Annotated in this window: 21 protein-coding genes; 6 read left to right on the top strand and 15 right to left on the bottom strand. The window is 66.3% G+C overall.

What is annotated here, in order from left to right:
• Positions 1-63: 63 nt before the first annotated feature.
• Entirely contained in the window at positions 64-504 is a 441-nt protein-coding gene (locus tag AB4Z42_RS01465) for a DUF5990 family protein (RefSeq protein ID WP_442007349.1), read from the top strand.
• Between the two features lie 14 nt (positions 505-518).
• Here AB4Z42_RS01465 and AB4Z42_RS01460 read toward each other — a convergent pair whose 3' ends face one another.
• The 5 genes from AB4Z42_RS01460 to AB4Z42_RS01440 are packed head-to-tail and all read right to left on the bottom strand — an operon-like array spanning position 519 to position 4,489.
• Positions 519-1,637, bottom strand: a complete 1,119-nt coding sequence (locus AB4Z42_RS01460) for an NAD(P)H-dependent flavin oxidoreductase (RefSeq protein WP_442007348.1) — start codon at positions 1,635-1,637, stop codon at positions 519-521.
• A gap of 13 nt (positions 1,638-1,650) precedes the next feature.
• Positions 1,651-2,424 carry an alpha/beta hydrolase gene (locus AB4Z42_RS01455; RefSeq protein WP_442007347.1) on the bottom strand — a complete coding sequence of 258 codons (774 nt, stop codon included), beginning with the start codon at positions 2,422-2,424 and terminating at the stop codon, positions 1,651-1,653.
• A 35-nt stretch (positions 2,425-2,459) separates the two neighbouring features.
• Complete coding sequence (locus AB4Z42_RS01450; protein ID WP_442007346.1) at positions 2,460-3,491, bottom strand: NAD-dependent epimerase/dehydratase family protein; 1,032 nt, start codon at positions 3,489-3,491, stop codon at positions 2,460-2,462.
• Positions 3,488-4,264: an S-methyl-5'-thioadenosine phosphorylase gene (locus AB4Z42_RS01445; RefSeq protein WP_442007345.1), complete on the bottom strand. Its 777-nt coding sequence runs from the start codon at positions 4,262-4,264 to the stop codon at positions 3,488-3,490. The genes AB4Z42_RS01450 and AB4Z42_RS01445 overlap by 4 nt, the downstream gene beginning before the upstream one ends.
• A 6-nt stretch (positions 4,265-4,270) precedes the next feature.
• A complete protein-coding gene (locus AB4Z42_RS01440; protein WP_442007344.1) occupies positions 4,271-4,489 on the bottom strand; it encodes a hypothetical protein in 219 nt (72 codons plus the stop codon).
• 72 nt (positions 4,490-4,561) lie between these two features.
• On the opposite strand from AB4Z42_RS01440, the gene AB4Z42_RS01435 reads away from it, so the two are divergent.
• The gene (locus AB4Z42_RS01435) at positions 4,562-5,461 is read left to right on the top strand and encodes a 1,4-dihydroxy-2-naphthoate polyprenyltransferase (protein WP_442007343.1); all 900 of its coding nucleotides are present in this window, start codon (positions 4,562-4,564) and stop codon (positions 5,459-5,461) included.
• Here the strand turns inward: AB4Z42_RS01435 and AB4Z42_RS01430 are convergent.
• Complete coding sequence (locus AB4Z42_RS01430; RefSeq protein ID WP_442007342.1) at positions 5,451-6,569, bottom strand: DUF1214 domain-containing protein; 1,119 nt, start codon at positions 6,567-6,569, stop codon at positions 5,451-5,453. The genes AB4Z42_RS01435 and AB4Z42_RS01430 overlap by 11 nt on opposite strands.
• Positions 6,566-7,141, bottom strand: a complete 576-nt coding sequence (locus tag AB4Z42_RS01425) for a TetR/AcrR family transcriptional regulator (RefSeq protein ID WP_442007341.1) — start codon at positions 7,139-7,141, stop codon at positions 6,566-6,568. The genes AB4Z42_RS01430 and AB4Z42_RS01425 overlap by 4 nt, the downstream gene beginning before the upstream one ends.
• Positions 7,142-7,262: 121 nt before the next feature.
• Between AB4Z42_RS01425 and AB4Z42_RS01420 the strand changes: the two genes are divergently transcribed.
• The gene (locus AB4Z42_RS01420) at positions 7,263-8,426 is read left to right on the top strand and encodes a sulfotransferase family protein (protein WP_442008074.1); all 1,164 of its coding nucleotides are present in this window, start codon (positions 7,263-7,265) and stop codon (positions 8,424-8,426) included.
• Between the two features lie 6 nt (positions 8,427-8,432).
• On the opposite strand, the gene AB4Z42_RS01415 is transcribed toward AB4Z42_RS01420, so the two are convergent.
• Positions 8,433-8,798, bottom strand: a complete 366-nt coding sequence (locus AB4Z42_RS01415; protein ID WP_442007340.1) for an ester cyclase — start codon at positions 8,796-8,798, stop codon at positions 8,433-8,435.
• A gap of 268 nt (positions 8,799-9,066) precedes the next feature.
• Between AB4Z42_RS01415 and AB4Z42_RS01410 the strand changes: the two genes are divergently transcribed.
• Positions 9,067-9,720: a response regulator gene (locus tag AB4Z42_RS01410; protein ID WP_442007339.1), complete on the top strand. Its 654-nt coding sequence runs from the start codon at positions 9,067-9,069 to the stop codon at positions 9,718-9,720.
• Here the strand turns inward: AB4Z42_RS01410 and AB4Z42_RS01405 are convergent.
• Positions 9,698-10,096, bottom strand: a complete 399-nt coding sequence (locus tag AB4Z42_RS01405; protein WP_442008073.1) for a response regulator — start codon at positions 10,094-10,096, stop codon at positions 9,698-9,700. The genes AB4Z42_RS01410 and AB4Z42_RS01405 overlap by 23 nt on opposite strands.
• 110 nt (positions 10,097-10,206) lie before the next feature.
• Between AB4Z42_RS01405 and AB4Z42_RS01400 the strand changes: the two genes are divergently transcribed.
• Complete coding sequence (locus tag AB4Z42_RS01400) at positions 10,207-11,796, top strand: sensor histidine kinase (protein ID WP_442007338.1); 1,590 nt, start codon at positions 10,207-10,209, stop codon at positions 11,794-11,796.
• Here the strand turns inward: AB4Z42_RS01400 and AB4Z42_RS01395 are convergent.
• Both AB4Z42_RS01395 and AB4Z42_RS01390 read right to left on the bottom strand, forming a co-directional pair.
• On the bottom strand, positions 11,793-12,827 hold the full coding sequence (locus AB4Z42_RS01395) for an aminotransferase class V-fold PLP-dependent enzyme (protein WP_442007337.1): 1,035 nt from the start codon (positions 12,825-12,827) through the stop codon (positions 11,793-11,795). The genes AB4Z42_RS01400 and AB4Z42_RS01395 overlap by 4 nt on opposite strands.
• Positions 12,824-13,132 (bottom strand): DUF4229 domain-containing protein, encoded by a 309-nt coding sequence (locus tag AB4Z42_RS01390; protein ID WP_442007336.1) that lies wholly within the window; start codon positions 13,130-13,132, stop codon positions 12,824-12,826. Before AB4Z42_RS01390 ends, AB4Z42_RS01395 begins: the two co-directional genes overlap by 4 nt.
• 49 nt (positions 13,133-13,181) lie before the next feature.
• Between AB4Z42_RS01390 and AB4Z42_RS01385 the strand changes: the two genes are divergently transcribed.
• Positions 13,182-13,340 carry a hypothetical protein gene (locus tag AB4Z42_RS01385; protein WP_442007335.1) on the top strand — a complete coding sequence of 53 codons (159 nt, stop codon included), beginning with the start codon at positions 13,182-13,184 and terminating at the stop codon, positions 13,338-13,340.
• A 38-nt stretch (positions 13,341-13,378) separates the two neighbouring features.
• Here AB4Z42_RS01385 and AB4Z42_RS01380 read toward each other — a convergent pair whose 3' ends face one another.
• The 4 genes from AB4Z42_RS01380 to AB4Z42_RS01365 all read right to left on the bottom strand — a co-directional run bounded on the left by AB4Z42_RS01380 (position 13,379) and on the right by AB4Z42_RS01365 (position 17,978).
• Positions 13,379-14,506: a MinD/ParA family ATP-binding protein gene (locus AB4Z42_RS01380; protein ID WP_442007334.1), complete on the bottom strand. Its 1,128-nt coding sequence runs from the start codon at positions 14,504-14,506 to the stop codon at positions 13,379-13,381.
• A gap of 138 nt (positions 14,507-14,644) precedes the next feature.
• On the bottom strand, positions 14,645-15,616 hold the full coding sequence (ccsB, locus tag AB4Z42_RS01375) for a c-type cytochrome biogenesis protein CcsB (RefSeq protein WP_442007333.1): 972 nt from the start codon (positions 15,614-15,616) through the stop codon (positions 14,645-14,647).
• Complete coding sequence (resB, locus tag AB4Z42_RS01370) at positions 15,613-17,214, bottom strand: cytochrome c biogenesis protein ResB (protein ID WP_442007332.1); 1,602 nt, start codon at positions 17,212-17,214, stop codon at positions 15,613-15,615. Before resB ends, ccsB begins: the two co-directional genes overlap by 4 nt.
• Positions 17,211-17,978 (bottom strand): cytochrome c biogenesis CcdA family protein, encoded by a 768-nt coding sequence (locus AB4Z42_RS01365; RefSeq protein WP_442008072.1) that lies wholly within the window; start codon positions 17,976-17,978, stop codon positions 17,211-17,213. The genes resB and AB4Z42_RS01365 overlap by 4 nt, the downstream gene beginning before the upstream one ends.
• Between the last annotated feature and the right edge of the window lie 11 nt (positions 17,979-17,989).

The raw sequence follows: 17,989 nt of genomic DNA, 5'->3' as shown, positions 1-17,989 counted from the left end.
CGTCTTGATCCTGCTTGTCACCGTGCGAACAGACGCCGGCTCGTCTGCGGCGATGATGGTGGCATGCACATCCGCATCGACGGCACCGACCTTCCCGGCCGCGACTGCCCGCCCGGGCACAACTTCCCCGGCTACTCGGGCATTCACGTTGGGATGCAGACAAAGCGCCGACCCCCGGAGCTGCTCGATGTGCAGCCCGCGGACGCGGCGCATGTCACGTGGACGATCGAATGTCAGGTCGACAGCGCCGACATCCGCGGTCCCTACGTCCAGGGGCGGCCCGGCGATCGATTCCTCTACCTCAACTGGGGCGGTGCCGATGGAAGCGGCCAGGTGCAGATGTTCCGGCGCGCGAAGCTGATGCTGTCCGACGTGCCCGCGGACGTATTGAAGGCCGCCGTGAAGTCCGGGCTGCTCGTCGGACGGCTCGGCCTGACCGATGCCAAGGGGCAGCCCACATGCGCGAGCGTGCGGCCTCCCGACATCCGTTGGAGCGCTGAGTGACCGTCGTCGAGCATTCAGTCGGGCAATGAGTTGCTCAACCGCTCCGTCGCCGCGAGGTAGTCCTCGATGAACTCGCGCACCACTTCGCGCGCGGGCTTCACCTTGTTCATCAGCCCGACGCCCTGGCCCACGAAGTAGGTGGCCAGCGCCTGCGCGCCAGGATGGCCCTGCGCCGCGAGCACGTCGACGCGGCGGATGACCGGCTCGGCGAGCATCGACTGCAGCGGCAGGGGCAGTGTCTTGTGACCGCCCTCGTGCGGCTGCCATGCATCGGTCCAGTCGGACACCAGCTGCCGCGCGGGCTTTCCGGTCCGGCCGGTGGAGCGAATGGTGTCGCGCGAGGACGCCGCGAGGAACTTCTGCACTGTGTGCGGCGCTGTCTCGGCCTCCTCTGTCGTCAGCCACACCGAACCCGTCCACGCCCCGGCGGCGCCCATCGCGACCGACGCCGCCATCTGCCTTCCGGTGACGATGCCGCCAGCGGCCAGTACCGGGACGGCACCCTCGATGGCCTCGATCACCTCGGGGATGAGCACCATCGTCGTCACCTCGCCGCAATGACCGCCGGCCTCGGTGCCCTGCGCGACGATCAGGTCGACGCCCGCGGCGACCTGCTTGACCGCGTGCTGCTTCGCGCCGACCAGGGCGGCGACCGGGACGCCGTGCTCCTTACCGGCGTCGATCATGTAGTCCGGGGGCACGCCCAACGCGTTGGCGATCAACTTGATCGGGTGGCTCATCGCCACGTCGAGCAGCTCCTTGCCGGTGTTGCCGGACAACGCCGAACCCCCGACGTGCGGCTTGGTGTCGACCTCGATGTCGTGCGCGGCGAGCAGTTCGGAGACGTAGCCCCGGTAGCTGTCGGGGATCCGGCCTGCGAGGTCTGACGACGACAGCTTCTCGCCCTTGCCTTCGTAGGTGGCGGGCACGATCAGGTCGACGCCGTACGACTTCCCGCCGACGTTCTCGTCGATCCAGGACAGCTCCTGATCCAGCTGCTGCGGTGTGAATGCGGTACCGCCGAGAACGCCGAACCCGCCTGCGTTGCTCACCGCGGCGACGACGTCACGGCAGTGACTGAACGCGAAGAGCGGGAAATCGATACCGAACTGCTCACAAATGGCTGGCTTCACGCCACCAGTATTACTAGGTCACACCTGTCGACGACAGGAACCCTTGAATCTCGTCGAGCATCCGGTTGCCGTTGACGAACTCCCGGTCGTTGTGGCCCGCGCCGGGCACCATGACGAATCGCTTCGGTTCGTTCGCCGCGTCGTACAACCGCCTGCTCATTTCCTCAGGCACTGTGTCGTCACGGTCCCCGGCGATCACCATGACCGGTACGTGCACCTTGCCGATGCGATCGATCGACGGATACCGGTCGGCCAGCAGTCCGCCCACCACCGGATAGTGCACCGAAGCCACCTCGTGCAGCGAGGTGAACGGCGAACGCAGAATCAATGCCGCGGGTGGCTTCTCGACCGCGAGACCCAGAGCGACTGCGGCGCCAAGAGATTCACCGAAGTACACGATCTTGTCGACGCCCGGTTGTTTCGCCAGCCACGCCTGTGCCGCGCGCTCATCGGCGGCCGTACCGTCTTCGCTTGGCCGGCCCGGATTGCCTGCGAAGCCGCGGTAGTCGAACATCAGCACCGAATGGCCTCTGCTGTTCAAAGCCTCGGCCAGATCAGCCAGCCCCGCCCGATCGCCGCCGTTGCCATGGCTGACCAGGAACGCTGGCCCCCCGCCGGGCACCGGGAAATACCAAGCACCCAAACGAATTCCGTCATCGGTTTCGAGGGTGACATCCTGCCCGTTGGGTAACACGGTGGCGGCCGACGGCATTGCCCCCGTCGCCGGGTAGTAGACCAACCGCCACTGCTGCCACCACACCACCGCGACGGCGCCCGCTAACACCATCACGACCACAGTGCCTATCACGACGAGGCGACGCATCATGCCCTCAGCGGCGCGAAGGCGAACTCGCGCAGGCCGTCGCGGGGGTCGATGGCGGCGCGAAAGCCGAGGACGTCGGCGGCACGGGCAGGGTCGGCAACGATGTGGCGAACGTCGCCGCTGCGGTATTGCCCGGTGACGACGGGTGCCGCATCGCCGCGGGCGTCGCACAACTCGGTCGCCACCTCCATGATCGAGATGGGCCGCCCGGAGCAGACGTTGAAAGCCTCGAACCCGTCGCGCGCAGATTCGACGGCCGCCACATTCGCAGCCGCGATGTCGTCGACGTGCACGAAGTCGCGCATCTGGCCGCCGTCTTCGAAAACTCTTGGGACATCGCCCGATTCGAGCTCGGAACGGAAGATCGCCGCGACTCCGGAGTACGGGGTGTCGCGCGGCATGCGCGGCCCGTAGACGTTGTGGTACCGCAGCGCTGTCACGGAGCTTCCGACCGCATCTGTCCACGCCAACGCGTAATGCTCCTGCGCGGTCTTGCTCGCTGCGTACAGGCTGCGCGGTCGCAACGGCGCATCCTCGCCCACCAGGCGCCAGGAGACAGTCGCGCTGCAGATCGGGCAGCGGTGCTCGAACACACCGGCGTCGAGGTCGGCGCGGGATCGGGGCAGCGGGTCGACCGGTCCGTGCTCGGCGCAGTCGTATCCACCCTGCCCGTAGACCACCATCGACGATGCGAGCACCATGCGCCTGCAGTCCGCGGCGAACATCTCGGCGAGCAGAACGGCTGTCCCGTAATCGTTGTGGCTTCCGTACGACGGGGCGTCGGCGGTGTTCACCCCGGCACCCACCACCGCGGCCTGATGGCACACCACATCGACGCCGTCCATCAACGGCGCCAGTGCGGAGCCGTCACGGATATCGAGCACCAGGCAGTCCGGTGGCGGCTGCGCACCCGGGCCGTGCGCGGCGGGAAGCATCACGTCGACGGCGATGACATCGTGCCCGGCGTCGCGTAGCGCCGCATCGACCCGCGACCCGATGAAGCCGGCCGCCCCGGTCAGCAGCACCCTCACGGTAAGTCGAACGGCAGTTGGACACCTTCGTGCGGCTGGCAGTGGGTGCAGGAGTTTTCCACGGCTGTGCTGTCGATGGCCTCGTGCACGAGCTGCTTGAACGGCACCAGGTTGCGTTCGAACTCGGCGAAGACATCGACAGCGCGGACCGCGCCCCCGCTGTCCACACCCGCATCCAGATCGGTCACCAAAGCGATGGCGGCGTAACATATTTCGAGCTCGCGAGCCAGTACGGCCTCCGGGTATCCGGTCATGTTGACCAAGCTGAAACCCTGATTCGCGAACCATCGGCTTTCGGCGCGGGTGGAGAACCGAGGCCCCTGGATCACGACCATCGCTCCGCCGTCGACCACGCCGGGCAGGCCGGCAGCGGCGGAGCGCAGCGTCGGGCAGTACGGGTCGGCGAACGAGATATGGATGCCGTCCGAATCGAAATACGTGTCGGCACGGCCGGTGGTCCGGTCGACCAGCTGATCGGGCACCACCATCGCGCCGGGCCCGAGGTCAGGGGTCAGGCTGCCGACCGCGCACGGACCGAAGATCCGGCGGACGCCGAGCGCACGCATCGCCCACATGTTGGCGCGGTACGGCACGGTGTGCGGCGAGAATTCGTGATTGACGCCGTGGCGCGGTAGGAACGCGACCTCGTGGGCGCCGACGGTGCCGATGGTGATCTGGGCACTCGGCGCGCCGTAGGGGGTGTCCAGGCTGATGCTGCGGGCGTCGGTACCGAAGAAGGTATAGAAGCCGCTGCCGCCGATAACTCCGAGCAAGGGCCGCTACTCGTCCGGGGCTTCGTCCTCGACCGACTGCGAGGCGCGCTTGGCCCCGTCGCGGATCTCGAACACGTCGGTCGCGAAACCGCCGATGGCGTTCGCGACGTCCTTGACAGCGGTGGTGATGATCGAGGCCACGTCGCCGACGGTCGACGCGCCGGACTCGACGATCTCCTGTACGGCGTCCTTGCGAATCTCCGTCTTACTGAGTCGGTCCTCCATGTGCTCAGTCTGCCATGGCTACCGGTGGCCGACGCCAAGGAGCAATCCGGCCACCGTGCAAGACTTGCGCTCGTGGCCAGTTTCGCGCAGTGGGTGGAGGGCGCCAGGCCCAGGACGCTGCCCAACGCGATCGCACCGGTCATCGCCGGCACCGGCGCCGCAGCCTGGCTGAACGCTTTGTGCTGGTGGAAGGCCCTGCTCGCGATGGTCGTCGCGGTCGCGATGATCATCGGGGTGAACTACGCCAACGACTACTCCGACGGCATCCGCGGTACCGACGATGTGCGCGCGGGACCGCTGAGGCTGGTGGGGTCGAAGGTGGCCACCCCGCGGTCGGTTTTGACGGCCGCGGTCATCAGCCTGGCAATCGCGGCCGTGGCCGGGCTGACGCTGGCGTGGTTCAGCGCGCCGTGGCTGATCCTCGTCGGCGTGGTCTGCATCGCGGGCGCCTGGCTGTACACGGGCGGCTCGAAGCCGTACGGCTACCTGGGTCTGGGCGAGGTCGCGGTGTTCGTGTTCTTCGGACTGGTCGCCGTGCTCGGTACCCAGTACACGCAGGCACTGCGGATCGACTGGGTCGGCGCCGCGATGGCCGTCGCCATGGGATGCATGTCGAGCGCGGTGCTGGTGGCCAACAATCTCCGGGACATCCCGACCGATAAGGAATCCGGCAAGATCACGCTGGCCGTGCGACTCGGCGATCCCCGCACCCGGCTGCTGTACCAGGGTCTTCTGGCGGCCGCGTTCGCGCTGACGCTTGCGCTGATGCTCGCGACGCCGTGGGCCGCCGTCGGGCTGGTCGCCCTGCCGCTGGCCGTACGGGCCGCGAGTCCGGTGCGAAAAGGGCTGGGCGGCAAGGACCTGATCCCGGTGCTGCGCGATACCGGGCTGACGATGCTCGTGTGGTCTTCAGCGATTTCGGCGTGCCTGGTCACGCTCAGCGTGACTCAGCACGCCGAAATCACGAGATAGCGGTCGGGGCGTCGGAGACTTTGACGAGCGCAACCTCCGGCCGAGCCGGGACCTCGTCGGCGAGGAACCAGCGGAACGCGAGATTGCCGCGCGGATAGTCAAGCGTGGTCATCGAATTCGGATGCTCGGTCATACCGCGTGAGATGACGACGGTCACCGAGCCGTCCGCGTTGGGCACCGCCGAATATCCGTTGATCGAACTGCGCGCATCGGCGACCCCTGGCGTCGCCATGAACTGATTCCACACTACGAGGTTCCAGAATCTGCACGACGGTGGACGGTGGGTGACGACGAGCGCCTCGTCCTCCTCGAGTACGAAGCTGCCGTAGGCGTAGCAGGCGTCGCGTGCCGACCAACCGAAGTTGGCGTCCGGCACCTGATACGGATCGGCGAATTGATTTGCCGCCGAGGAAACTTCGTGGCCGAGCGTATGGGCATCCTCGCTGCGCACACCCACCGCGAGCGGCAGGATCGCGAACATCGTTCGCAACCACGCGGCACTGGAGCGCAGGGCGGTGGCCGTCTCCGCGTCGCCGTGCCGGAACGGATCGGGTTCGTCGAGCGCCTCGATCTGCCACTTCACCGGACGTCCGGTCTGCGGGTCGCCCTGGTAGTCGCGCGTCATCAGCACGGCCGCGTCCGGTGTGGGCCCGAAATCGAAGGAGAAGTTGCCGTCGGCATCAATGGCGCCTGAGTTGTCGAGATCGTCGTCGCGGACGATGGCCACGATCCGGTCGGACCACGCACCCGGCGACGGCTCGTTGTAGGCGGTCACCGAGAAGTAGACGCTGTCGCCCTTGTTGCCGCTGATCCGGTAGCGCCGGTTCGGATCGACGGGGCACATGAAGTAGTAGGCGTCGGTGTTGTCGCCACCCCACCGGCGATCGGGGCGCACCGGCGAGTTGACCTCCACCCACAACGGCCGGCTGGGGTCGGCGAACAGGTAGGTGTCGAGCGCGACGCCGAGCGTGGTCGCCAGCATGCGGTAGCCGTCGGCGATGTGCCGGTCATCGGTGACGGCGCGGTCGCCCTCGAGAAAGGTGCGATCGAGAGCGCCCAGCGTGGCGAGCAGTTCGCGCCAGGCCGCGGTCGACTCGTGGTCGGTCACGCGCTGATGCCTCTCGTGATGAATCCGGCGGTGCGGTCGATCCACGCCGCGTCCAATGTCTCCGCGTGGGTGATGAGCGCCAGGAAGGTGATACCCGCGAGCGCATCGACGATGTCGGCGGGCATCACCTCGGGCCGAACCTCACCGCCGTCGCGTGCCGCCTCCAGCCATTCGTCAAGACCGTCGGACAGGATGTGCACGAAGCGCTCGAGCAGCGCGGTGTGCAAGGTGGGGTCCGCGGCCAGCTCGCCGACCAGGCCCGGCAGCGCCGCCAGCGCGGCGGGGCTGGTCAGGATGCCGACCGCTCGGCGCATCATCTCGCCGACGTCGCCGAGCACACTCCCGGTCGCGGGCAGCTCCGTGTATTCGGTGACCGGGAAGACGGCCTCGTGTACGAGGTGCGCCTTGCTGGGCCAGCGACGGTAGATCGCGGGCTTGCTCGTGCCCGCACGCCGGGCGATCGCGTCGACCGAAAGCGAGTGGTAATCGGTCTCCCCGAGCAGCTCGACGGTGGCATCCAGAACCGCGCCGTCGATGCGGGGATCACGAGGGCGACCAATTTCGACCATCATTATGAAACTGACAGTAACATAAGTTGCCGTGACCAACGCCGCAGCCGACTCCGTGCCCGTCGTCCGACTGGACGATCTCGCCGAGCCCCGCTTCTCCCCCGAGGCCGAACCCATCCGCGAGATGATGGGCGCGATGGCGGCGGACTGCCCGCTCGACGCCGACGTGATGCACGCCAAGGCCCGCACTGAGACCGGCCTCGACGATTTCGGCGACGACGACTACCGCGAACGCCTCGACGTGTATCTTGCTGCGCTGCAGGATATCCCCGGACTCAACAACGCCGGCATCGTCAACTTCCACGCTCAGATCGTGCAATGGCTGAAGAACAGACTGCTGCTCAGCGACTTGTTGACCCGGAATCCCGAGATTCACGACATCGAGCTGGAACCGCCAGTGGTGATCGCCGGGCTGCCCCGCACCGGCACCACGCATCTGCACAATCTGCTCGCCGCCGCGCCGACATTCCGCACGATCCCGTACTGGGAAAGCAACGAGCCTTTCCCTTTGCCGTCGGAATCCGGGATGGTCCCGGATCCGCGCCGGACCCGGATGGACGTCGCAGTGGAAGTCATGAACCTCGTCATGCCGCACTTCCCGTTGATGCACGAGATGACCACCGACCACGTGCACGAGGAAATCCAGCTCCTGGCCAACGACTTCTCGACGATGCTGCTGGAAACCCTGGGACACGTGCCGCAGTGGCGCGACTACTACCTGTCCCACGATCAGACTCCGCATTACGAGCACCTCGCCACCCAGCTCAAGGCGCTGCAGTTCCTGCGAGGCGGGCGGCGCTGGCTGCTCAAGTCACCTCAGCACCTGGAGCAACTCCCCGTGTTGAACGCGGTCTTCCCCGGCGTGGTCGTCATTTGCACACACCGCGATCCGGTGCCGGTCGCGCTCTCGATGCTCGCGATGCTCACCTACAGCGCACGCATGCACTGTTACCCCGTGCCGGTTCAGGAGATCGCCGCGACCTGGATCGACCGTCTCGAGCTGATGCTCAACGCCTTGGTGCGCGATCGGGACATACTGTCGCCGGAGCGCTCGATCGATGTCCGGTTCGACGACTTCATGGCCGACGAAATGGGCGTTGCCTCAAGCGTTTACGACCTCGCCGGTGAACCGCTGACCGACGAGGCGCGTATTCCGATCGAGGGCTACCTCGCAGGACACCAGCGCGGCAGGCTCGGCCGCATCGCGACCTCCGCTGAAATGTTCGGCCTCGACGAAAACGACATGCGGGCCCGCTTCAGCCCGTACACCGAACGGTTCCTGGCGTGAGCAATCTCAGCCTTCGGTGATGCCCGTCCAGTACTCCACGAACCGGCCGTCGGCGAACCTGAAAATGTCATTGCCGGTGAATCGCTTCGGACCGTCCGGCATCGCCCAGGTACCGATCCAGCGGACCGCCAGAAAGTTCCCGTCGCCGAACGGCTCGACCTCGACCATGAATCTCATGTCGCTGAGTATCGTCAGCATCTTGCCGACCAATGCGTTCAACTCGTCCGGCCCATGGACGTCGAGGTCCGGCCAGTGCCCGACGAAATCGTCGGATACGAGTTCGTTTGCCACCGGTTCACCGGCCCATAACTCGTCGATCCACCGCGCGTAGAGAGCTTTTGCGGAGGTCAAACCCTCTTTTACAGAGGTCATGCGCATGAGATTACCCAGTCGACGCCGGCGGTAAGCCGATTTGCTGTAATCATGCAAATCGGAGTATTGCGCCTCCTCGCCGCACCGTTCGCCTGGAGACTCAGTTGGTTCATGATCTGCTACCTTGGCCCTCCGCGGGCCCCGTGTCGCCATGGCTGACGGCCAACAATGATTCCCGGCCAGCCCAACCCCTCAATGCCTGCTAGCTGCATTGTCGACATCCTGCCGACGCGGTGTGCTGTCAGTGGTGTCGGTACAAGAATCCCGGATGGCCGGGCCTCGGGTGATCATCGCCGACGACGACGTGCTGTTGCGCGAAGGGTTGGCCAGTCTTTTGGATCGGTCGGATTTCCAGGTGGTCGGTCAGGCCGGCAACGGTACGGATCTGCTCGACCTGGTGGTGCAACACCGACCCGATCTTGTGATCGTCGACATCCGTATGCCACCGACCCACAGCAGCGAAGGGCTCGACGCAGCCAAAGCGATCCGCGCCGAGTCACCGGACACCGGCATCCTCGTGCTCTCCGCCCACGTCGAGGTGGAGCATGCGATGGAGCTTCTCAATGGCGATCGCGCGATCGGTTACCTGCTCAAGAGCCGCGTCACCGATGTCGGCGACTTCCTGGACATGCTTACGCGCATCGCCAAGGGAGCATCCGTGGTGGACCCCGCCGTGGTTGCCGAACTCCTGTCGACGCGTCGGCTCAATGAGCCACTGGCCGTGCTGAGTTCGCGCGAGCTGGAGGTGTTGGCGTTGATGGCCGAGGGCCGTTCCAACGCGGGCATCGCGCGCCGGATATGGGTCACCGAAGGCACCGTCGAAAAGCATGTCCGCAGCATCCTGGCCAAATTGGACCTACCCGAAACCGGCGACGACCACCGCCGGGTACGTGCGGTCATCACCTTCCTGGAGGCTCGCTGACCGACTGGTCCCGATTGCTATGAGCCTTCACCAATTCGACGATGCCGCTGGGCGACAGCCCGATCTTCGACAGAAACCCCGCCGCGGGGCTGTCGGCGATCATCTCTGCCAAGTCCTGTTCCGAATGGGCCGAGATCAAAATCACCGGCAAGGGTTGCGGCAGAGAGCTTTCGCAGAGTTGCTCGACGAGGTCGAATCCGCTCTCCTCACCCAGGTCGACGTCGACGAGAGTGACATCCGGCTGCAGGTCCAGGTAACACCGCAGGCCGTCGGCACTGTTGGACGCGACACCGACAACGGCGAACCCTGCGCGTTCGAGCATGCCGCACGCAGCGCGGCGAAAGCACTGACTATCGTCGACGATCAGGCAGCGCATATCCGAACCCACAGCAACATTCCTTCAACTTGCCTAACAATCCGCGACATCCGCATTGCGGATACCTGGAATTCCGCCGGTGAAGCCTGCAGGTCAACTGTGAGGGCGCGATGAAGCGCACCGCCGAGATGCCGCCATCGGCGCGGTCCTGGCCGCTGGGGGCACTGCTCGAGACCGTGGTGCGGCCCACAACCCCACCACTGGGCCTCGGAATCATGGTGGCGTTCATATTCATTGGCGGCGAAACGCTACTGGTGCATCGCCTCGAGCAGGTCGGCCCGGAGTCATACGGCGCGATATTTCTGCTCGGCGTTCTCGTCGTCTCCGCGGTCTGGGGATTCCGGCTCGCGATCGCGACGTCGCTTGCCAGCGCGGTCGTCTACTTCTACTTCCATATGGAAGAATCCCTCCTCATTCCGGATCGGCCGGAGGCCTTCGTCGCGCTCCTGGTGTTTCTGCCGATCGCACTGGCGGCCAACGTATTAGGCAGACAAGCCAGAGTCCGGGCGGTCGAATCGGAACAACGCAGGCGCGAGGCCGACGTCGCGGCGCGGCTCGCGGGCGCGTTGGCCGAACAGCAGGCTGCCCTGCGGCGCGTTGCGACGCTGGTTGCGCGCGGAGTGTCGCCGTCGGAGATCTATCCGGAAGCGGTGGTGGAACTGTCCCGCGGCCTGGCCGTGCAGAACGTCACCCTGCTGCGTTACGCCCCCGAAGGGGCCTACGTCGTCGTCAACGCCCGCGACGAGAGCGGTGAGCCGATCATGCCCAACGGGCAGTACCTCTCGCTGGAGGGCGACAACATCGCCGCGCTGATCCACCGCGATGGCAGGCCGGCACGAATGGACACCTACGACGGTGCGAAAGGCCCTACCGCGGAACACATCCGCAGCCTCGGGATGAAGTCCGCGGTTGGCGTGCCGATCGTCGTCGACACTCGCCTTTGGGGTGCATTGATCGTCGGCTCCGCACAATTCGATGCACTGGCTCCCGAGACCGAACAGCGGATCGGCGACTTCGCCTACCTGGTCGCCACCGCGATCGCCAATGCCGAGACCCGCGCGGAGCTCACAGCATCGCGCGCACGCATCGTCACCGCCGCCGACCAGGCACGTCGACGCTTCGAGCGGGATCTGCACGACGGCGCGCAACAGCGTGTCGTCTCACTGGGGCTCGAACTCCGCGGCATCGAGTCGTTCGTCCCACCGGACCAGCCGGTCCTACGCGAACAATTGACCGGTATCTCCGCCGGCCTCAAGGAGATAGCCGCCGACCTGCAGGAGATCTCGCGCGGCATTCATCCCGCCATCCTGTCCAGGGGCGGTCTCGGCGCAGGCATCAAGGGGCTCGCCCGCCGGTCGGCCGTACCGGTCCAGCTCGACGTCGACATCGACTGCAGGCTTCCCGAGCACGTCGAGGTGGCGGCGTATTACGTTGTGGCCGAGGCACTGACGAATACCGCCAAACACGCGCACGCATCGCAGATCGACGTGCGCGCAACCATCGACACGGGTGAGCTCTACCTCGACATCAGCGACGACGGAGTCGGCGGCGCCGCCATCGGCAGCGGGTCCGGGCTCATCGGGCTCAAGGACCGCGTCGAGGCGCTCGCTGGCCGGCTCGACATCATCGATCCGCCCGAAGGCGGCACAAGGATGATCGCCACGATCCCGCTCAGCGAAGCACCACCGCAGCCGGACTAGGCGCGCAGCGCGTCAAGCAACCGGTCGAGGTCGTTCTCGTTGTTGTACAGATGAAAACCGACCCGGATCGCGCCTGCTCGCACCGAGGCACGGATGCCTGCTCGCTGAAGTTTCTCACCGGCACCCTCGATCGGTAGTGAAACGATGGCCGAATCCTGCTGCGGCAGATCCAGTTCGGCCCGCAGTCGGTTGGCAAGCCCCAGGCAGTGCGCCTGAACGGCACCGCCGTCCAACGACGCCAGCCACGGAAGCGCGAGCCCGGCGCCGAGAGCACTGAACCACGTGGGTGAGACGTCGAAGCGGCGGGCACTGTCCGCGAGCCGCAGGGGCAGACCGTAGATCGTCTCCCATGGCGACTCGCCGGCGTACCAGTTGGCCGCGTGAGGCGTCATGGCTCCACTCAGTCTGTCGCTCAACGACATCCACGCGGTGCCGCGCGGGGACAACAGCCACTTGTAGACCGCCGACACGGTGACGTCGACCCAGTCGAGCTCGACGCGCTTCCACCCGAGTGCCTGCGTGACGTCGATCACCGTCAACGTCTCGGTGCCCTCGACGTGTCGGCGCAGGGTGTCGATGTCGAGCACCGCACCGCTGGCGGACTGCACCAAGCTGACGGCGATGACGTCGAAATCACCGGCGGCCGTGACCAGTTCGTCTGCGGGCAGTTCGGTGACGGTGACCCCGCGATGCGCTTGAGCGGCGAACGGGAAGGTGGTGCTGGTGAACTCACCAGGCAGCGTGACGACCCGAGCGCCATCGGCGACGGCTGCGGCCACCAGCGCAAGCGCAGACGACACGGTGCCGGCCATCACCACCGAGTCGACGGCACGTCCGGTCAATGCGGCATAACCGGCTCGGCCGGCGTTCACATGTTCGTCGAACGACGGGACGTCCATGGTCCCGTTCTGCCACGTGCTTATGCAGTCCAGCAGAGCGTCGACCAGAAACTGCGGGGGCAGGCCGTAGGTGGGCGAATTGAGAAATCCATCGGCCCCGGGGAATTCAGCGCCGAACGCTTCCCTGGTCATGTCGTCGGAGGCTCTTCGCCACGAAGTCTGGCCTGCAGTTGTTCACGGTCCGTGCGCCGCCGTTCGTCGAGGACGGCGATGCTGGCCGTCGCACGACGGCGCAGCGGGGCGAAAATCCAGATGCCGAGCGGCAACGCGATCACCATCGCGAACAGCAGAGCCACCACGAGCGGAAAGTCCCGCACCCCGATCAGGTGGCCCGCGCCGTAGATCACCGCGGTCAGCACGGCGACGAGGAGTAACCGGGCCAGGATGTAGGTGACCAGATCTCCGACGAGCCGAGATCCGGGCCGACTATCAGACACGAACCGAGCCTACCGACGGCGCGTATATTCGAAACAAGGAGGTTTCGGAGTGGCTTACCTGTTCGCGATTCTCGTCTTGGCCGGCCTGGTCTATGTGGGCTTGCGGCTGATGCGCGCGAACGCGACCCGTACGCGGACCCGCACGATCGGCCCGGACGACGATCCCGATTTCCTGCGCAGGCTCGGCCCGGAGAACAAACCGCGGTAATTCGCCTCAGATAGAGCCCGATGTCGCCGGCCTTCCCCCTACGGGTCGCGCCGCGTGCCGGGAAAGCCCGCCGCGACCACGGCGGCCAGCTCGATCAGCGCTTCCTGCGTCTTCGGATTCAGTCGTTCGAGGCTGATCTCGGCCCCCTCTTCGAGGTGCGGATCGAACGGCACCTGCAACACGGCCCGGCACCGCCGAGTGAAATGGTCGACGACCTTCGTCATATCGACCTTGCCGGATCGCGGCCGAACCGCATTGATGACGGCGATCGAGTTGCGCACCATCTCCTGGTGCCCGTGGGCATCCAGCCAGTCCAGCGTCGCCGATGCGCTGCGGGCGCCGTCGACCGAACCCGAGCTGACCACGATCAGCGCGTCCGCCTTGTCGAGTACCGCCGCCATCGCCGAGTGCATCAGGCCGGTGCCGCAGTCGGTGAGAACCAGGCTGTAGAACCTCTCGAGGACCTCCAGCGTGCGGGTGTAGTCGTCGGAACTGAACGCCTCCGACACCGCGGGGTCGCTTTCCGATGCGAGCACCTCCAGCCGGCTGCCGCCCTGCGAGGTGTACGCGCGGACGTCGCTGTAGGCCTCGATGCCCTCGGCGTCGCGCAGGAGATGACGCACCGTCGCGGGGGTCTCCAGCGGGATCTTCTGGCTCAGCGTGCCGCGGTCGGGGTTGGCGTCGACGGCGATGACGCGGTCCCCGCGCACCGACGCCAGTGTCGCGCCCAAGGTCGCCGTGACGGTCGTCTTTCCGACACCGCCCTTCAACGACAGCACCGCGATGCGGTGGCAGCTCCGCAGTGGCCGCTGCGCCTCGGCGATCAAGGCGTCACGCTTGATGACCTTCGGGCTTTCGCCGACGTTGAGCAGTTTGAACGAGCCCAGATACAGCCACTTGCGCCAGCCCTGCGAGGGCGCCCGCTTGCGCTGGCCGAGCAGAGCCACGGTGGACAGGTCCAGATACGGCCGCGGATCGTCGGTGGTCACCGTCGGCGTGACCTCTTGTGCAGGTGGTGTGGGTTGTGGGGGCGTCAGCGGCAGTCCGTTCGGTGGCGTCGGCGCAGTCCAGTCCGGCGGCACGTCCACGGCCGGGTCGCTGAAGCGATTCTGGCCACGGAATCCTGTTGGGCCAGAAGCGCTTTTCGGTGCCACAACATCTGTCACGCCGGTAACCAAGTCCTTGCCGAGACGATCCGCAGCGCGACGCGCCGGATTCTCAGACACCCTGAATGACTCCCTTTGGTTGCTTGGCTTACCCGCAGAATTTTACCGAAGGGACGCAGCACCCCGCAGTGCGCCGTTCTAGCCGACCCCGGCGTACGAATGCAATCCGACGGTAACCAGGTTGATGAAGAACAGGTTGAAAACCATCGCGACGAAGCCCACGACGTTGATCCACGCGGCCTTGCGGTCACGCCACCCGGCCGTCGAACGGGCATGCAGGTAGGCGGCGTAGATCACCCACGCGATGAACGCGACGGTCTCCTTGGGATCCCAGCCCCAGTACCGGCCCCACGCCTCCTCGGCCCAGATCGCGCCGAAGATCACCCCGAAGCCGAACACCGGGAACGCGAAGATCGTGGTGCGGTAGGCAATGCGGTCCAGGGTCTGCGCATCGGGCAGTCGCGCGATGATGCGGGCGACGACGCCCTCGCGGCCGGGCTCGGCCAACGGCGACATCTTCAGCAGAAACAGGATGCTGGCGACGCCGGCGACGAGGAAAACCCCCGAGCCGAGACTGACCACCGACACATGGATCGGCAGCCAGTAGGACTGCAGCGCGGGCATCACCGGCGCGGCATTGGTGTACAGCCACCGGCCCGAAACCGTCAGCAGGATCAGCACCGGAACCAGTACAAAGACCCACAGCGCACGGACCTGCGGACGGCGCAAAACGATGGCGGCGGCCACCAGGCCCGAGAAGCACGTCAGGTTGATGAACTCGTACATGTTGCCCCACGGCACCCGGGAGGTGGCCAGGCCGCGCAGCACGATGCAGACCAGCAGCAGGGCGATACCGAGATAGGTCAGCGCGAGCCCGGCGCCGCCGATCCGCTCGTCGACGGTTCGCCGGGGCGGCTCGGCCACGATGCCCGGCCCGCCGGCACCAGGACCGACACCAGCGCCCACCGCCTCACGCTCGACGGCCTTGCGGCTGCGGTTGTACGCCAATTCCACCGCGAGCAGGAGCAACGCCCCGACGAGCAGCACCACCGACGTGGTGAAGGCCCAGTCCGAGTACCTGGCCAGTCCGATGTCGATGTGGTCGTTCATGCGCGATCCGCAGTCTTTCGCTTGTCCATATCGCGTTCCTCTCGCTGCGCGTCGTCGGCCCCGGCTAACAGGCGCTCGGTCAACCGCTCGAACTCGTCGCCCCAGCCAGAGTTGTCGGTACGGGCCAGCCCGCCCAGCTCGACGTTCACGCTACCCGGGCCCGTGGGGCTGATCCGAACCCAGATCCGTCGCCGCCGGATCACCAGCGATACGAGGAGTCCGCCCATCATCGTCATCGCGAACACCAGCACCCATATCTGGGCGGGGTCGTGCGATACCTGCACGTTGATGAACGGCACCGCGCCGTCGAAGGCCACGATCGTGCCGTCGTCAAGACGGGTCGACTCGCCTGCGCCGAGGTTGACGCGGGCCATCTTGGTCAGCCTGCCCTGCTCGATGAGGCGCGGATCGAGGGTGAACAACGACTGCGGCCTGCCGGAGTCCAGACCGCTGTCGCCCTTGTAGATGTCGATGGCAACGGCCGGATCGTTGGGCGCAGGGAAGCTCGACGACAGCAGCGTGCCGTGGAGCTGCTCGGTGGGCGCGAACAGACCCTGCAGGGCGATCTGGTTCTTGCGGCGCTCACCGGCGTCGGGATAGGTGCCTGCGGGTGGGTCGAAACGCATCGCGCCCGAAGACAGCATGGTGATCTGGTCATCGGGCCGCCACTGCAGCGTCTGCGTGCGGGTCTGGCCATCGGGGAAGGTGACGGTGAAAGTCGGGGCATAACCATGGCCCTGCAGATAGATGCGGTCGCCGCCAATCCGCAGCGGGTGGTTCACCTCCAGCTCGTACGGCCGCCACGTGCCCGAGCTCAAGTCCTCACCGGCCTGGTATTCGACGTCCGCGGCGAACGACTTCGCCTGTCCAGTCGGTAGATAGTCGGCCTGGAAGTCGTTGACCCGCAGACAGATCGGACTCAGTGAGGTGCCGTCGACGGTGTTGCCCGCCCGGAAGGAGTCGAATGCCGCTGGCGACGCCGAGCAGAAGCCGGGCCCACCGTCTGCGACGACGATGACGTTCCCCTCGTAGCCGAACAGCTTCCCGGCGGCCACCGCGACGAGCAGCCCGAGAAGTGAGAAGTGAAAGACGATGTTGCCGAACTCGCGTAGATAACCCTTTTCCGCGGATACCTCGGTGATTCCGTCGTCACGGACCCGGGTGACCGTGCGCCAGCCCCGCAGTCGACCCTTCACCGCGGTGGCCAGTGCCTGCGGATCGCCGGTCATCTCGGCGGTGCGGTACTTGGGCAGCCGGCCGAAGTTTCGCGGCGCGGGCACGGGAACCGCGCGCATGCTGCGGACATGCTCGAGCATCCGAGGGGTCAGGCAGCCCACCAGTGAAATGAACAGCAGCGCATAGATGGCGGTGAACCAGAAGCTGGAGAACACGTCGAACGCCTGCACGCGATCCAGCCACGGGCCGATCGTCGGGTGATCGGCGATGTACTGCGCGACCTTCCCCTCGTTGAGGCTGCGTTGCGGCAACAGCGCACCCGGTATGGCGCCCAGCGCCAGCAGGAACAACAGCACCAGCGCGGTGCCCATCGAGGTCAACGTGCGCCAGGTGTTGCGTATCAGCGCGAAAAGGCTTCTCATATCGGCAACGTCACGTCGCTGACGAATGCGTCGCGGACCCAGGACACGAAGTCGTTCCACACCCCGGTGACCAACGCGGTGCCGACGACGATCAGCAGCACGCCACCGAAGATCTGGATGGCCCGCGCGTGCGTGCGCAGCCAGGCCAGTCCCTGGACCGCGCGGGCCGAACCGAATGCCAACAGCACGAACGGAATTCCCAGACCGAGGCAGTACGCGATGACGAGCGCAACCCCGCGCGCGACGTTGGTGCCGTCGGTCGCCGAGGCCACGGCTATCACCCCGGTCAGTGTGGGACCGAGGCACGGTGTCCAGCCGAGCGCGAACACCGCCCCGAGCAGCGGCGCACCCGCGAGCGTGGAGAGCTGACGCGGCGCGAACCGCGCGTCGCGTTGCAGCGCGGGGATGAATCCGACGAACACCAGGCCCATCACGATGGTGACCACGCCGCCGATTCGTTGCAGCAGAAGCTGATTGGTGATCAGCGCCGTCGTCATTCCCAGCACGGCGACGGTGCCGAGCACGAACACCGCCGTGAATCCCGTGACGAACAGCGATGCGGCCCCCGCGACGCGCAGACGCGCAGTGCGGACAGCGACGCCCTTTTCGCCTGTCGGAGAACCCGGCTGGTCCTCCACGCCGACGACGGCGGCAAGGTACGAGAGGTAACCCGGGACCAGCGGCACGACGCACGGAGACGCGAACGACACCAGCCCGGCGAGAATACTGACGAAGAACGCCAATCCGACCGGACCGTTGGCCATCAGCTGGTCAA

The organism is Mycobacterium sp. 2YAF39 (genome assembly GCF_052114565.1).
Classification (GTDB): Bacteria; Actinomycetota; Actinomycetes; order Mycobacteriales; family Mycobacteriaceae; genus Mycobacterium.
This window is presented reverse-complemented; position numbering and strand designations above follow the sequence as displayed.